The organism is Hongsoonwoonella zoysiae (assembly GCF_013266695.1).
Taxonomy (GTDB): Bacteria; Pseudomonadota; Alphaproteobacteria; order Rhizobiales; family Stappiaceae; genus Hongsoonwoonella; species Hongsoonwoonella zoysiae.
The window spans coordinates 2043794-2057224 of the sequence record NZ_JABRXF010000001.1; the positions used below are offsets into that span (position 1 = coordinate 2043794).

A 13431-nucleotide genomic window follows, 5' to 3' on the forward strand; every position below is an offset into this window, starting at 1 on the left:
CGGTCCTGCCAGAAATTCATCTGACGGCATGTCTGTAGCCATGACATGCCCCGGATATGGCTCCTATGTCGTTCATTTCGCGGAAGGCGACTTGCGGCAATCCGTAACGTTTGGCCACGCCGGCGTCGGGCCGAGGCGAGATTACTGGCAGAGTTTCGTGGAATGGAACTCTGTCAATGACACGATCGAGTGGCGGCTTGAAGATGGACGCCCCTTCGCGACGATCCTGAGGTGGTTCATCGAAAACGTCGATCCGAACACCGGCACGCCGGAAGATAGCCAGGGCGGCGAGATTCTCGTGGTTTCGAGGGTCGCGCAGAGAGAGCCGGAGGAGGCCTGCGTCGTCGGCTATGTGGATGCGCGGGCGAACGGGCAAGCCAACGAAATCGCCCGCCGGGTCGCCGACGAAATCGCGCGGAATTTTGATTGCGAGCGCGACGAACCGCGCTATCACGGCGAGCGTGGCCCCTACTCCGGCAACCCGTCCTGAGCGTTTCGCCGGAAAAGGTTATTGAGAATTCCAGACCGTCCGGATAGGACGCAAAACCGTCTCAAGTGAATTCCTTTCGTTGCCAGCTTTGATGGAGTGCGTCATGGCCGCCAGGTCCTATACTTTTTCCTACGCGATCATGCGCGCACCGGGGATAAGTGTGGCGCGGGGCCTGAGGGCGATCGACACGGGTGCGCCGGACCTCGACCGCTTCAGAACGCATCACGAAAGTTACGTCGAGGCACTTAAATCGACCGGCGCGAAAGTGACGGTGCTGGAGCCGCTCGAAGAGTTTCCGGATGCCGTTTTCGTCGAGGACACCGCGCTGTGCCTGCCCGAAGGCGCGGTCGTCATGCGACCCGGCGCGCTTTCCAGGCTCGGAGAGGCAGCCGCAATGGCGCCGATCTTGCGCGAATTCTACGACGAAGTGCTTGAAATCGAAGGTCCCGGTTTCATCGAAGGTGGCGATATCCTGACCACTGAACGCGAAATCCTCGTCGGCCGGTCGGCCAGAACGGATGCCGACGGCGTGGCAGAGCTTCGCCGCCTCGTTTCCCGCTGGGGTTATCGTGTGCGCGAGGTGGAAACGCCGGAAGGCGTGCTGCACTTCAAGACCGACTGCTCGCTACTCGACGAGGAAACGATCCTTGCGACCGAACGGCTTGCGGCAAGCGGCTGTTTCGAAGGCTACCGGGTGATCCTGACGGGCGAGGACGAGGAGGCGGCGGCGAACGCGATCCGCTTCAACGATCTGGTGCTTATGCCCGCGGGCTTCCCGAAAACCGCGGAGCGGATTGCAAGGGCGGGATATGAAATCCGCGAGATCGGCAATACGGAAGCCGCCAAGCTCGACGGCGGCATGTCCTGCCTTTCGCTGAGGTTTTCTCCGGGAAAGTGACGCTCGTTGGTCGATAGTGTCGTACAGCTCCGGCCAGCGAAGGCGGAAAGTAATCCCCACTCGCGTAACCCGAGATAGATTCATCCCAGGCACCGGGCACGAGGTTCACAACCTCGCTCGGGCGGTATTTCGAAGGGATGGATATCGATGGATTTTGACCGCAAGACGTTTTTCGACCGTGTCCGGCAGCCGGTATTCGGCGGCGGCCTTGGTGAAAGCGCGGTCGCCAATATGGACGCGATCCTCGGCTACTGGTTTGAAAACCATGGCCATAACCCACCCGCGCAACTGGCTTATGTGCTGGCGACCGTCCTTGCCGAAGTCGGGCGGAACATGGCGCCGGCGCGGGAAGGCTTTGCCGATAGCGACGAAGAGGCGCGCCGCAAGCTCATGGGCCGAGCTTACGCGCAGCCGGCCGGGCCATACGATCACGCCTACTACGGGCGTGGCTACGTTCAACTGACGTGGCTCGCCAACTACCGGAAACAGAGCGACAAGCTCGGCATCGATTTCGTGAAGGACCCGGACAAGGTGCTGGAACCGGAATACGCGCTGCGCATCCTGGTGGAGGGCATGCTTGACGGCGACTTCAACGGCACCGGTGAGGGGCTTGGTCACTACGTCAATCAAACGAAGCGGGATTTTGTCGAAGCGCGAAGGACGGTCAACGGTTTGGACCGCGCGCATGAAATCGCGGGCTATGCGAATGCCTTCCTGATGGCAATCGAAGCGGCTTCCGGTGAAGGCGGCAATGATGCGCCGGATCGTAAGAAGCAAGACGTGAAGACGCCGGAAAAGGATGGAGAACGGGAATTCTTCCTGAGCGTGAAGCAGCAGGAACGGCTCGCCTTACTGATGGACGACAGGCTTGATATTCCCTTCGTGTCCGATGGATCGGAGCGGCGGATTTTCCTTAAGGTCGTCCAGTCTATAGACCGGAACATCTTCAAAGTGGTGCCGGTGGAAATCGTTGGCATCGTCAACAAGGGGGATTCAATCGTCAGCCCCGAGGTCTACAAGGGGATGAAGGAATATCTTGCGGAATTTCTCGCAAGCATCATTCCGCTTCCCTTTGTGCCGGCTTTCGTCAAGCGCGAAATCCTGGAATTCGCAATCGACGTCATCCTTCGGGCGCTGTCCGAGTTCACGACGATCGATGACGTGATCGCGGATCTGCTGGACGAAAAAATGGCCGCTTGACGAGTTTGAAGAACGGGCCGGCCACGGCGGGGCGCAGTACACTTCCCGCCGTGACAGGGCTTCCCTGCGTGCTACATCCACGCGAGGATCTGGTCGATATTGTCCTGGTTCAGGCGAACCGCGAAGTTCGTGTCGAGCGTTTCAGACCCGGCAACGTGAACGCCCGCGCTGTAGACGGCCCCTTGCCGCGACCTCAGCAGGGATGACCCGCTCTGACCCTTGTAGGTGTCGATCTTGTAGAACAGGAACTCCTCGGCGAGCGAGCCGATCCTGCCCGTCTCTCCCCACATCGTGCCCGTTGGTTTGTCGCCTGGATAACCGATGATGGAGACGGGATCGGCCAGCAGGGCCCCATCGTCGAACGCGAAGAGCCCGATTTCCGTGCCGTCGAAAGCCCGGTCGAGGGTGATGAGGCCGAAGTCGTAGACATATTGCGTGTAATCGACGACCACGCCGCCGGGCGTCAGCAAGGGGCTGGGCGGCGCGAGGGTGCGATATTCCTCCGGGACGTCAAGCCGTTTCGCCCAGCCGATGCCGTAGGGCGCATCATTCGGGCCGTTCTGGGCGGGCGTGAAGCTGACGCCGGTGGCCCATCCGCCAAGCTCCTTTCCCCAAAGGTTATGGGCGGCGGTGAGTACGTGATAATCGTCGATCAAGGTGCCCGTGCCCGAATAGACCTTCTTGTTCGGAAAGGTCATTTCCAGACGGCCGATGCGGCGAACCGGAAAGGTCGACGTATCTTCGATGTGGACCCTTTGATCGGGTGGAAACACGATTTCGACGCCGGGTTCGCCTTCCGGTTTCGCACCGGTCGGCTGACGGGATTTTTCAGTTCCGGTCATTGCCAAATCTCCCAAGTCAAGGAGCCGGTGCGATTACCAGAGCGTGCCTTTAAACGTGCCCGGCGAGTGGAAATCCGAACCCAGAGCCATCGACGGCGCAAGGCCGCCCCGAGCGCCAAGGGCCATATTCTCGCGCGCCGCCATGTCGGCGTCTCCACTCCGCAGCTTGTTGAAGATCTTTTCCGCGTAATCGAGATATTCCTCGATCTCCTGCGGGGTGAAGCCCATCTTGGAGAGCTGGTCTCCATAGGCGATCAGGAAGGTGTTGTAGGTGATTTTGTTGACATCGACGCTCGACTGGGCGGCGGTGAAGGCAAGCGCGGTTTCGATCTGGGTGGTAATGCCGGTCGCCTCGATGTGGCGCGACCAGGCATAGATGTCGTAGCGCGCGATGCCGTAGCTCTGGACGACGATGTAATAGCTGCTCATCTCCGCCTGGGTGCCGGTGCCCGCGCCGATGATCGCTTCCAGGCCCGTGGTCACGAGCTTGCCGATGCCGCTGACGATATTGTCGGCCCCGCCGGAAATGAAATCGCGCACCGCATCGGTGACCTTGTCTACAAGGCTGCCCGCATCCGCCTTCACGTAGGCCCGCGTTTCCTTGTGCCAGGCGAGGATTTCCTTCACCGGAACGGTCCGGTTGTTTTCCGTGCCGGCCGTTCGCAGGTTTTCCTTGATCGCGTTTTGAAAACTGTCGTTCTTCTGCTGAGCAAGCTCGAACAGCAGGTTCAGCGCAAGGGTCAGTTCGGTCTTTTTGTCGGGAGCGGGATCGAGCGCATTTATTGCGTTTTTGAGGAAAGCCATGGCTTTTTCTCCATTATGTAAAATTGTATGAAAATAGTATTTATTCCCAAAATAACTCTATCTTTAGATAGAATTATTTTAGAAAACCATATTGATACTTGTGATTACATCAGTCAATTACTGGCATTATTTGCATTGTTATTATTGACGCTGCATAATGCAAAGAGCGCTTACGCGGTGGGTCACCCGCGTCATGTGCCACGTTTGCAAGCGGTGTTCCGGTTCGAAGACCACGTGTCCTGAAGCCCCGGGGAAAGTCCGAAAACGGCTCGCCGGATCTGTGTATTGGCAAAGGGTGCTCCTCGACGGGGTCATACGATGGCACTACGCTGCACGGGCAACAAGACATGCGGCCCGACCCGGGGCAGGGTGGGCCGGCAAGATCGATTGGAAGACCATTCATGACATTTACGGAATTGATGGCTGAGGCGCGCGCTTCCCGAGAACGTCCGCCTTTTTTGGGACGACGCTTCGATGCTAAGGGGCAGGCGCTGACGGAGCCCGGATGCACCATCATAGGGCATATACGCGACGAGGCAGGACAGGCGGCGCTGGCGGCGGCTCGCGCGCGGATCGAAGGGTCGGCCGCCGGCCGATGCTGGGCGTGGCTGCCGCCTTCAAGCTGGCACATGACCATGTTCGACCTGTTGCTGCACGCGAATGGCGAAAAGCCGGAATTTCGCGCCGACTGGCAGAGAGAGCTTCGCGGGCGGGAGGCGGATCTCGCGATGGTTGAGCGCTTCCGGGGGATGGGCGCTGGAACACCGCCGCCCTACCGCATGCAGGTGACCGGCCTTTGGCGGCGCCCGGAAGCGATGGGCGTTCGTCTTGAGGGAGAGACGGAAGCGGAGGAAGCGCGGATCCGCGCGATGCGCGACAGGCTGGCCGATGCCGCGGGCCTGCGGCAAAGGCCGGGTCATGAGACTTACGGCTTCCACATCACGCTTGCCTATATGATCGACTGGCCGGACGCAGTCGAGGCAGAGGAAGCGGAACGGGCGATCGACATGGCGGAAGCGGAGCTTATCGAAACGCATCCGGTTTTCGAGCTTGGCGCGCCCGAGGTTTGCCTGTTCGACGATATGGAGGAGTTTCGCCCGCAGTTTTTCCTGTCAGCGTGATACAGGCTGCCCCCTCATCGCCCCGCTTTGCGAGGCACTTCTCCCCCGGTGGGGAGAAGGGGGCGCGAGCGGCCTGTCCTTGAGCAAATAACGCGACTTTGTGAGACCTGGCCCTTATTCGCCGCCGCCGGTGAAGAAGCCCTCCAGTTCGGCAAAGCCCATCGCCTGCTGCGAGAACGTGAAAGTGCCATCGCGACGCATCTCGCGGGCGGCCTGCACGAAGGCGCCGAAGGCAAGACGGGCCAGCGCCGAGCCGACGCTGATCCGCTTGACGCCGGCTTGCGCGAGATCCTGCGCGGTGAAGGTCGCGCCCGGCATGCCCATCACCACGTTGACGGGTTTGGAGACCGCTTCGCATACGGTTCTTATCGTGGCGAGATCATGCAGGCCGGGGGCGTAAAGCACATCCGCGCCCGCAGCCTCGAAAGCCTGAAGGCGCTTGATCGTGTCGTCGAGATCCGGCCGGTCCCAGAGGAAATTTTCGCAGCGCGCGGTGAGGATAAAATCATGGGGCAGGGTACGCGCGGCCTCGCAAGCGGCCTGAATTCGCTCGACCGCGAGGCCGAAATCATAGATCGCGTCGTTCCGGTCTCCCGTGTGATCCTCAAGCGAGCAGCCCGCAAGACCGATATCGGCGGCGGCGCGGACCGTCTCCGCCGCACTTTCCGGGCTGTCGCCGAAGCCCTTTTCAAGGTCCGCCGAAACGGGAAGGGGTGTTGCTGACACGATCCGCCGGCAATGGGCGAGAGTTGCTTCCCGGCTCACCGCACCTTCCGCAAGCCCAAGCGAAAAGGCCATGCCCGCACTCGTTGTCGCAAGCGCCTCGAAACCAATGGCCGCCAGAATGCGCGCGGTGCCGACATCCCACGGGTTCGGGAAGATAAAGGCTCCCGGGCCCTCATGCAGCTTCCGAAATGCGCTGGGCTGCTTGTCCATTATCCGCTCCTCCGCCGGGGTTGTCCGACAGGACGGTAGCGCGGGGAACTTCGCTCAATCAAGAACAAATAGCGAACAATATTGGGTGAGTTGTGCACCTGAACGGGATCAAGCAGGCAATTCCCCCAGTGCCACGCGGTAGAGCCGCACCGTCTCGGCGAAGCCGTAAATGAGCGCATCCGCCGTGAAGCCGTGGCCGATGGAAACCTCGCGCAGGAAGGGCATTTCGGCGACGAGCGGCGGCAGGTTGAGAAGCGTGAGGTCATGCCCGGCGTTGACGCCGAGGCCCGCCTTATGCGCGGCCTTTCCCGTGGCGACGACCCTGGCGCGCTCACGTTCCGCCGCCTTCTCGTCGTCGTAACACGCGCCGTAAGGGCCGGTGTAGATCTCGATCCGCTCCGCGCCCAACTGCGCGGCAAGCTCCGGCGCTTCCGGGTCGGCATTGACGAAGAGCGAAACGCGCACGTTCCACTGTTTCGTCTGGCGGGTGACGGCGGAGATAATCTGGCTGTCGCGGGCAAGGTTCCAGCCATGGTCCGACGTGAGCTGGGCGGGATCGTCCGGCACGTAAAGCACCTGGTGCGGACGGTGCTTTTCGACAAGGTCGAGGAAATCCGGGCTCGGATAGCCTTCCAGGCAAAGCTCCTTGTCCGGGAACTCGTCATTGATGAGGGCGGTGAGATCCGCGACGTCGGTCTTGCGGATATGACGCTCGTCCGGGCGCGGATGAATGGTGATGCCCTTGGCGCCCGCCTGAAGCGCGATGCGCGACATGTCCACCACGCTCGGCCACGGCAGGTCGCGCCGGTTGCGCAGCATGGCGACGGCGTTGACGTTGACGGACAGGCGGCTTTGATCGCTCATCTTTTGTCTCACGCTGGCAGGTTGACTAGGGCCTGGAGCGAATTCTGATCACGAAAGCGATCCCGCTTTCGTGGAAAACGCTCTAGCATGGCACGTTAGCAAAAGAGAAAACGGGGCGAACAGTGCCGCCCCGCGTTTATTTAATGGTGCCAGACTATTAGAGCCTGTCCACTCGCAACTTGCGAAGCCCGGTGTCAGAGCGCCTTTGCCCCGCGCTGGAGGGCGGCGACGCCCGTGCGCGATACCTCGATCAGCCCGAGCGGGCCCATGATGGAGATGAACTGCTCCACCTTGTTGGTGCGGCCCGTGATCTCGAAGACGAAATGTTCCGTCGTCGCGTCGATGACGGTGGCCCGGAAGGCATCGGCAAGCCTCAGCGCCTCAAGCCGCTTTTCGCCGAGGCCGGCGACCTTGACGAGCGCAAGCTCACGCTCGAGCGGCTTGTCCTGGTTTTGCGCGTGGGCTTCCACCGTCAGGTCCGTGACGCGGTGGACGGGCACCAGGCGCTCAAGCTGATGGCGGATCTGCTCGATTACCTGCGGCGTGCCGGTGGTGACGATGGTGATCCGCGACAGGTGCTTTTCATGCTCGGTTTCCGACACCGTCAGGCTGTCGATGTTGTAACCGCGGCCCGAGAACAGCCCGATCACGCGGGCAAGCACGCCCGGTTCGTTGTCCACCAGAACGGAAAGCGTGTGCGTTTCCTGCTTCTCGCTCACCTCTGCCATGAAATAGGCGGAAGGCGCATTGACGTTTTGTGCGTTCATTTCCCTGTTCCTTCAAACGCCGCTCAGACGAGCGCCTTGCCTTCCTTGCTGATGGCGGTGGCCACCGCCTCGTCGTTCGCCTCGTCGGGCAGAAGCATTTCGTTATGCGCCTTGCCGGACGGGATCATCGGGAAGCAGTTGGCGAGATTGGCGACGCGACAATCGAAGATGACGGGCTTCGGCGTTTCCAGCATCTCCATGATCGCATCGTCGAGAGCGGCCGGCTTGTCGACGCAGATGCCGTGCCAGCCGAAGGCCTCGGCAAGCTTCACAAAGTCCGGCAGGCTGTCGGTATAGGAATGCGACAGGCGGTTTCCGTGCAAAAGCTGCTGCCACTGGCGCACCATGCCCATGTACTGGTTGTTGAGCACGAAGATCTTGACCGGCAGATTGTATTGCGTCGCCGTCGACATCTCCTGGATGTTCATCATGATCGACGCATCGCCCGCGATGTCGATCACCAGCGCATCGGGGTTGGCGACCTGCGCGCCGATCGCCGCCGGCATGCCGTAGCCCATGGTGCCGAGGCCGCCCGACGTCAGCCACCGGTTCGGCGCCTCGAAACCGTAGAACTGCGCCGCCCACATCTGATGCTGGCCGACTTCGGTGGAGACGAACGTCTTGCGGTCCTTCGTATGCTCGTAAAGCCGCTGGATCGCATATTGCGGCATGATGAAATCGTCCGACGGGCGGTAGGCGAGCGAATTGCGCGCCCGCCATGTATCGATTTTCCCGTTCCACGCCTTCATCGCCGCTTGGTCGAGCTTCTTGCCGGAAGCACGGAAGATGCGGACCATATCCTCAAGCACATGGCCGACATCGCCGATGATCGGCAGGTCGACGGAAACCGTCTTGTTGATCGAGGAGGGGTCGATGTCGATGTGGATCTTGCGTGAGCCCGGCGAGAAAGCGTCGAGCCGCCCGGTGATGCGGTCGTCGAAGCGTGCGCCGACGTTGATCATCAGATCGCACTCGTGCATGGCCATGTTGGCCTCGTAGGTGCCGTGCATGCCGAGCATGCCGAGCCACCTTTCGCCGGAGGCCGGATAGGCGCCGAGCCCCATCAGGGTGGAAGTGATCGGAATGCCGGTGATCTCGACAAGCTCGCGCAGGAGCGCGCAGGCCTGTGGGCCGGAGTTGATGACGCCGCCGCCGGTATAAAGAACGGGGCGCTTTGCGGCGGCGATCATCGCGACCGCGTGGCGGATCGCCTCGATATCGCCCTTGATTTGCGGGCGATAGGACTTGTGCGCGATCATATTGCTCGGGCCTTCATAGTCGCCGGTCGCGAACTGGATGTCCTTCGGAATATCGACGACAACGGGGCCCGGGCGCCCGCTGGTCGCGACATAGAAGGCCTCATGCATGATGCGCGGCAGATCCTCGATCCGCTTGACCAGCCAGTTGTGCTTGGTGCAGGGGCGGGTGATGCCGACGGTGTCGCACTCCTGAAAGGCGTCGTTGCCGATCAGATGGGTCGGAACCTGGCCCGTTATGCAGACAAGCGGGATGGAATCCAGCATGGCGTCGGTCAGTGCCGTGACCATGTTAGTGGCACCCGGACCGGAGGTGACGAGGACGACGCCCGGCTTGCCGGTGGAACGCGCGTAACCTTCCGCCGCATGGCCCGCGCCCTGCTCGTGGCGCACGAGAATATGCTCGATATCCTCCTGCTGGATGATCTCGTCGTAGATGGGAAGTACGGCGCCGCCGGGATATCCGAAAACGTGTTTGACCCCTTGGTCCCTCAAGGCTTGCAGCACCATCTCGGCGCCTGTCATTTCCCGTCTCATCTTTTCTTTCCCTGGCCTGTCCCGCCTGGCCGTTCCATGGTTGCGGGACTTTTCATGATCGGTCTGCTTCAGACAATAAAAAAGGCCCCCGAGGAGGCCTGATCGCGCGCTAGCCCTTCCGGACGACGGTTACATCGCCCAGGCAGCGCGCCTTCCTACTACGAGAATAAGCTGGGCGGACGTTTTCGCCACGGCTCACCTTGCTCCGCTTGCGTCGGGTAATCACGATCGATAACCCGACATCTGTTTGAGATGCGGCGCAAACTATCCTCGCCCCGATGGGGGGTCAAGCGATAATGTCATGAAATTTCGCGTGAGCCTTTCTGATTTGGCGAATGTTGCGCCGAAGGTGAACGGGAGCGTGGCGCGGGGGCAAGCCCGGTTCGATCGATCAGGGTCAATGACGCAAGGTTCATGCGCGCTTGTCCGCGGCCGATCGCAGCGGCTTTATCCCCAGCCCAAAAAAGCGCGGCTTTGGCCTTGCAAGAGCACAAAAGGCCCGATATATACGCCCCACATCGCGGGCGCCGGGCGCAAGCCGAGGCGTTGCGGCCACGACCAAAATGGCCGAAAATGCGATGCAAGCCGATACGGCGAACGGGTGTATAGCTCAGTTGGTAGAGCAGCTGACTCTTAATCAGCGGGTCCAAGGTTCGAGTCCTTGTACACCCACCAAATTTTCATAAATAATATCAGATAGATAACGCCTCTGGCGAATAGTGCGAGGCGTGAACATTCGTCCGACGTGCGAAGCGTAGGACGTCGTATTTTCGCCGTACGGTCGCATATGTTCCGCGTCCATTCGACACCGCCCATCGAAAGCAGCGCGGCGGCTATTTCCGGGAAACCAACTCGCCGGAATTTCCCGCTTCGAGCTCGCGTTGCAACACGCGACCGGTCCGCATGACATGCTCGTACATGAGGCGGCCGGCTTCCTCGCCATCGCGCGCGAGGATCGCGGCCATGAAGGCTTCATGCTCCGACATCGCCTCATCCCAGCGTTCCCGGGAGAACAGAGCCCGGTATCGCCCCCGTCTCGCGCGTGCCATCAAGGCCGCGTGCGTGGAGACGAGAAGCGAATTGCCCGACTTTTCGACGATGTAATTGTGGATCGCATAGTCGGCGTCGAAGCAGGGGCGGCGCTTGCCCGCCCGGTAGTGGCGCATCATGCGGTCATGCCGCTTTTCAAGCCTCTCAAGGTCGGCATCGCTCATGCGCTCGACCGCAAGCCGCACGGCAAGCCGCTCGAGATCCGACACCACTTCGAAGAGTTCGGCCACTTCTTGCGCGGTCATGACGGAGACATATGCTCCGCGATTGCGATGAAGGGTTACAAGCCCTTCGGTTTCCAGAAGTTTCAGCGCCTGTCTCAGCGGTGTGCGCGATATTCCGAAATCCTCGCATAGATCCGCTTCGACCAGCCGCTCTCCCGGCGCGAGGCGGCCGCTCAGGATCAGTTCGCGCAAGCCGGCGACAGCCTCTTCAAACAGGGAACTGCGGCGGATAAGGCGAGGTGCCTGTTCGTTCATCATCTTCGCTTGCCGTCAAGTTGCGCCAATTCATTCTGCCGAATGGCCCGGGCGGATCAACACGCGAGCGGCCGGTTTTCGAGCCGTTGCTTTCAGGACGGGTCGCGTTCCGCCGCCTTCAGCGTGTCTTGAATGTGACCGATCTTGCGGCATTTTTCTGCCTAAATCCACATCAATTGCCTATTCGAAACACATAATGTGAATGAAATCAGCAAGATAAAAGAAAAAAAATAAAATATTTGAAATCCTATAATCTCGGCGTATCATCTTCCCTAGCGTAAAAAGTCAGGGGAACGAGGGATGGCCGGAAGAGTGAGGCTCGGGCTTCTCACGCCTTCATCGAATACGGTGCTGGAGCCCCGCGCGGCCGCGGTGCTTGCCGGCCTGGAGGATGTTTCGGCCCATTTCGGTCGCTTCCGGGTAATCGAGATTTCCCTGGAAAAAGAGGCACTCGACCAGTTCACGTTCGAGCCCCAGCTTCAAGCGGCGGAGCTGCTTGCGGACGCCAGGGTGGATGTTATCGCCTGGGCGGGCACTTCCGGAGGATGGGTCGGTGTCGAGAACGACCGGGCGCTCAGCCGAAAGATCACGGAACGCACCGGTGTTCCCGCAACGACCTCGACCATCGCGACGCTTGCGGCTCTCGACGCATTCGGTGCGAAAACCTATGCGCTGGTGACGCCCTACCTGCGCGACGTGCAGGAGGCCATCCAGAAGAACTTCAGGGCGGAAGGGTACTCTTGCGTCGCGGAGCGCCACCTCGAGGACAAGGGGAATTTCTCCTTCAGCGAATATGATGAGGAGACAATCGCGCGGATGATGCGCGACGTGGCCTCTGCTTCCCCCCGGGCGATCGCCGTCTATTGCACGAATTTCGACGGAACGCGCGTCGCGCCGCTTGTGGAAGCCGAACTTGGCATTCCCGTCATCGACAGCATTTCCTGCACGATCTGGCATGCCATGCGGCTTGCCGGATGCGATCCGGCACGCGTTGCGGGCTGGGGCAGGCTCTTTTCCATCGGACGGTCCGGCGAAACCGCGCCCGCCGACCCTTCCGTGCCGCGGCAGGCCACGAATTCCGCCGCGTCCGGCAAATGAAACATCGCTTCAAACCTGGAGGTAGCTGATGAACAGGGTAATCGGTTTCGTAACGGCGACAGCCTTGGCCGTTTCCGCGGAATCCGCGGCGGCGCAAACGATCGAACTGAAGGCGCTTGGCCAGCCGGTCGCGACCGGCCTGATCCAGAAGAACGTGGAGCAGCCATTCTTCGAGAATTTCGCTGAAAAGACGGGCATCGACGCCAAGGTGGACTACAAGCCCCTTGACGTTACCGGCATCAAGGACACGGAGGAACTGCGGATCCTGAAGGCCGGTCTCTTCGACATCGTCTCGCTGCGCATGTCGCAGGTCTCGCGCGATGCGCCGACCATCCTTGGCCTCGATCTGGTGGGCCTGAACCCCGATTACGCCACGGGGCGCAAGACCGTCGAGGCATTCCAGGACAAAGTCGACGAGCAGCTTCAGAAGAAATTCAATACGAAGCTTCTGGGTGTGTGGCCGTTCGGCCCGCAGGTTCTCTTCTGCGAGCCGGAGATCGGCAAGCTGACCGACCTCCAGGGCAAGAAGGTTCGCGTTTACGACCAGAATCTTGCGAACTTCGTATCGTCCGTGGGCGGGACGCCCGTTCCGATCGGTTTTGCCGACGTTCATCAGTCGCTCGCCCGCGGCGTCGTCGACTGCGCGATCACGGGGCCGAGTTCGGCGAATTCAGCCGGCTGGCCCGAAGTGACCGGCTATATGCTTCCGGTCGCGTTTCAGCTAGCGCTGAACGGCTACGGCATCAACCTCGACACCTACAACAAGCTGTCCGAGGAAGACCAGGCCAAGCTGGATGCCGCCTTCGACAAGCTGGTCGAGGAAATCTGGCAGTATTCCGAGGAGCTGTTTGACGATGCGGTTCGCTGCAACGTCGGTGAGGATCCTTGCGAGACGGTCAAGAAGTATGACCTCAAGCTGGTGCCGATCACCGAGGAGGATCGGGGTATTATCGAAAATGCTGTGACGGAAATCTCGTTCCCGGCCTGGGCGGAAATCTGCGACAAGCAGAATTCCTCCTGCTCGAAGGACTGGATGGCGTCGGTTGGCGCCATGATGAAACAATGACCCGGCAAGCAAACGGCGGAGCC

General features: G+C 60.7%; 13 protein-coding genes and 1 tRNA gene. 7 read left to right on the top strand and 7 right to left on the bottom strand.

Going from position 1 to position 13431, the window contains the following annotated elements:
- Nucleotides 1-28 precede the first annotated feature (28 nt).
- The 3 genes from HPQ64_RS09475 to HPQ64_RS09485 all read left to right on the top strand — a co-directional run bounded on the left by HPQ64_RS09475 (nt 29) and on the right by HPQ64_RS09485 (nt 2588).
- Nucleotides 29-490: a hypothetical protein gene (locus tag HPQ64_RS09475; protein ID WP_172888098.1), complete on the top strand. Its 462-nt coding sequence runs from the start codon at nt 29-31 to the stop codon at nt 488-490.
- A 103-nt stretch (nt 491-593) separates the two neighbouring features.
- Nucleotides 594-1388 (top strand): dimethylarginine dimethylaminohydrolase family protein, encoded by a 795-nt coding sequence (locus HPQ64_RS09480; RefSeq protein WP_172888099.1) that lies wholly within the window; start codon nt 594-596, stop codon nt 1386-1388.
- Between the two features lie 147 nt (nt 1389-1535).
- Nucleotides 1536-2588 (top strand): hypothetical protein, encoded by a 1053-nt coding sequence (locus tag HPQ64_RS09485; RefSeq protein WP_172888100.1) that lies wholly within the window; start codon nt 1536-1538, stop codon nt 2586-2588.
- 71 nt (nt 2589-2659) lie between these two features.
- On the opposite strand, the gene HPQ64_RS09490 is transcribed toward HPQ64_RS09485, so the two are convergent.
- Entirely contained in the window at nt 2660-3430 is a 771-nt protein-coding gene (locus tag HPQ64_RS09490; RefSeq protein WP_172888101.1) for a trypsin-like serine peptidase, read from the bottom strand.
- A 33-nt stretch (nt 3431-3463) separates the two neighbouring features.
- Nucleotides 3464-4234, bottom strand: a complete 771-nt coding sequence (locus HPQ64_RS09495; protein WP_172888102.1) for a hypothetical protein — start codon at nt 4232-4234, stop codon at nt 3464-3466.
- Between the two features lie 401 nt (nt 4235-4635).
- Between HPQ64_RS09495 and HPQ64_RS09500 the strand changes: the two genes are divergently transcribed.
- Entirely contained in the window at nt 4636-5355 is a 720-nt protein-coding gene (locus tag HPQ64_RS09500) for a DUF1868 domain-containing protein (protein WP_172888103.1), read from the top strand.
- A 114-nt stretch (nt 5356-5469) separates the two neighbouring features.
- Here HPQ64_RS09500 and HPQ64_RS09505 read toward each other — a convergent pair whose 3' ends face one another.
- From HPQ64_RS09505 to HPQ64_RS09520, 4 genes are all read right to left on the bottom strand, one after another.
- On the bottom strand, nt 5470-6291 hold the full coding sequence (locus HPQ64_RS09505; protein WP_172888104.1) for an isocitrate lyase/PEP mutase family protein: 822 nt from the start codon (nt 6289-6291) through the stop codon (nt 5470-5472).
- Between the two features lie 108 nt (nt 6292-6399).
- Nucleotides 6400-7155: a pyridoxine 5'-phosphate synthase gene (locus HPQ64_RS09510; RefSeq protein WP_172888105.1), complete on the bottom strand. Its 756-nt coding sequence runs from the start codon at nt 7153-7155 to the stop codon at nt 6400-6402.
- Nucleotides 7156-7349: 194 nt separating this feature from the next.
- Nucleotides 7350-7922 (bottom strand): acetolactate synthase small subunit, encoded by a 573-nt coding sequence (gene ilvN / locus HPQ64_RS09515; protein WP_172888106.1) that lies wholly within the window; start codon nt 7920-7922, stop codon nt 7350-7352.
- Between the two features lie 23 nt (nt 7923-7945).
- Nucleotides 7946-9787 carry an acetolactate synthase 3 large subunit gene (locus HPQ64_RS09520; protein WP_425483816.1) on the bottom strand — a complete coding sequence of 614 codons (1842 nt, stop codon included), beginning with the start codon at nt 9785-9787 and terminating at the stop codon, nt 7946-7948.
- Between the two features lie 527 nt (nt 9788-10314).
- On the opposite strand from HPQ64_RS09520, the gene HPQ64_RS09525 reads away from it, so the two are divergent.
- Nucleotides 10315-10390, top strand: a tRNA-Lys gene (locus HPQ64_RS09525).
- Between the two features lie 158 nt (nt 10391-10548).
- Here the strand turns inward: HPQ64_RS09525 and HPQ64_RS09530 are convergent.
- Nucleotides 10549-11247 (bottom strand): GntR family transcriptional regulator, encoded by a 699-nt coding sequence (locus HPQ64_RS09530; protein WP_172888108.1) that lies wholly within the window; start codon nt 11245-11247, stop codon nt 10549-10551.
- Between the two features lie 297 nt (nt 11248-11544).
- On the opposite strand from HPQ64_RS09530, the gene HPQ64_RS09535 reads away from it, so the two are divergent.
- Both HPQ64_RS09535 and HPQ64_RS09540 read left to right on the top strand, forming a co-directional pair.
- Nucleotides 11545-12342 (top strand): maleate cis-trans isomerase family protein, encoded by a 798-nt coding sequence (locus HPQ64_RS09535; protein ID WP_172888109.1) that lies wholly within the window; start codon nt 11545-11547, stop codon nt 12340-12342.
- 28 nt (nt 12343-12370) lie between these two features.
- Nucleotides 12371-13408 carry a TRAP transporter substrate-binding protein gene (locus HPQ64_RS09540; RefSeq protein ID WP_172888110.1) on the top strand — a complete coding sequence of 346 codons (1038 nt, stop codon included), beginning with the start codon at nt 12371-12373 and terminating at the stop codon, nt 13406-13408.
- Nucleotides 13409-13431 lie beyond the last annotated feature (23 nt).

Bases quoted from the DNA above. Each gene is read 5' to 3' on its own strand.
- HPQ64_RS09485 (WP_172888100.1), top strand. From the start codon at position 1,536: ATGGATTTTGACCGCAAGACGTTTTTCGACCGTGTCCGGCAGCCGGTA.
- HPQ64_RS09510 (WP_172888105.1), bottom strand. From the start codon at position 7,155: ATGAGCGATCAAAGCCGCCTGTCCGTCAACGTCAACGCCGTCGCCATG.
- HPQ64_RS09480 (WP_172888099.1), top strand. From the start codon at position 594: ATGGCCGCCAGGTCCTATACTTTTTCCTACGCGATCATGCGCGCACCG.
- HPQ64_RS09495 (WP_172888102.1), bottom strand. From the start codon at position 4,234: ATGGCTTTCCTCAAAAACGCAATAAATGCGCTCGATCCCGCTCCCGAC.
- HPQ64_RS09490 (WP_172888101.1), bottom strand. From the start codon at position 3,430: ATGACCGGAACTGAAAAATCCCGTCAGCCGACCGGTGCGAAACCGGAA.
- HPQ64_RS09475 (WP_172888098.1), top strand. From the start codon at position 29: ATGTCTGTAGCCATGACATGCCCCGGATATGGCTCCTATGTCGTTCAT.
- ilvN (WP_172888106.1), bottom strand. From the start codon at position 7,922: ATGAACGCACAAAACGTCAATGCGCCTTCCGCCTATTTCATGGCAGAG.
- HPQ64_RS09540 (WP_172888110.1), top strand. From the start codon at position 12,371: ATGAACAGGGTAATCGGTTTCGTAACGGCGACAGCCTTGGCCGTTTCC.
- HPQ64_RS09530 (WP_172888108.1), bottom strand. From the start codon at position 11,247: ATGATGAACGAACAGGCACCTCGCCTTATCCGCCGCAGTTCCCTGTTT.
- HPQ64_RS09500 (WP_172888103.1), top strand. From the start codon at position 4,636: ATGACATTTACGGAATTGATGGCTGAGGCGCGCGCTTCCCGAGAACGT.
- HPQ64_RS09505 (WP_172888104.1), bottom strand. From the start codon at position 6,291: ATGGACAAGCAGCCCAGCGCATTTCGGAAGCTGCATGAGGGCCCGGGA.
- HPQ64_RS09535 (WP_172888109.1), top strand. From the start codon at position 11,545: ATGGCCGGAAGAGTGAGGCTCGGGCTTCTCACGCCTTCATCGAATACG.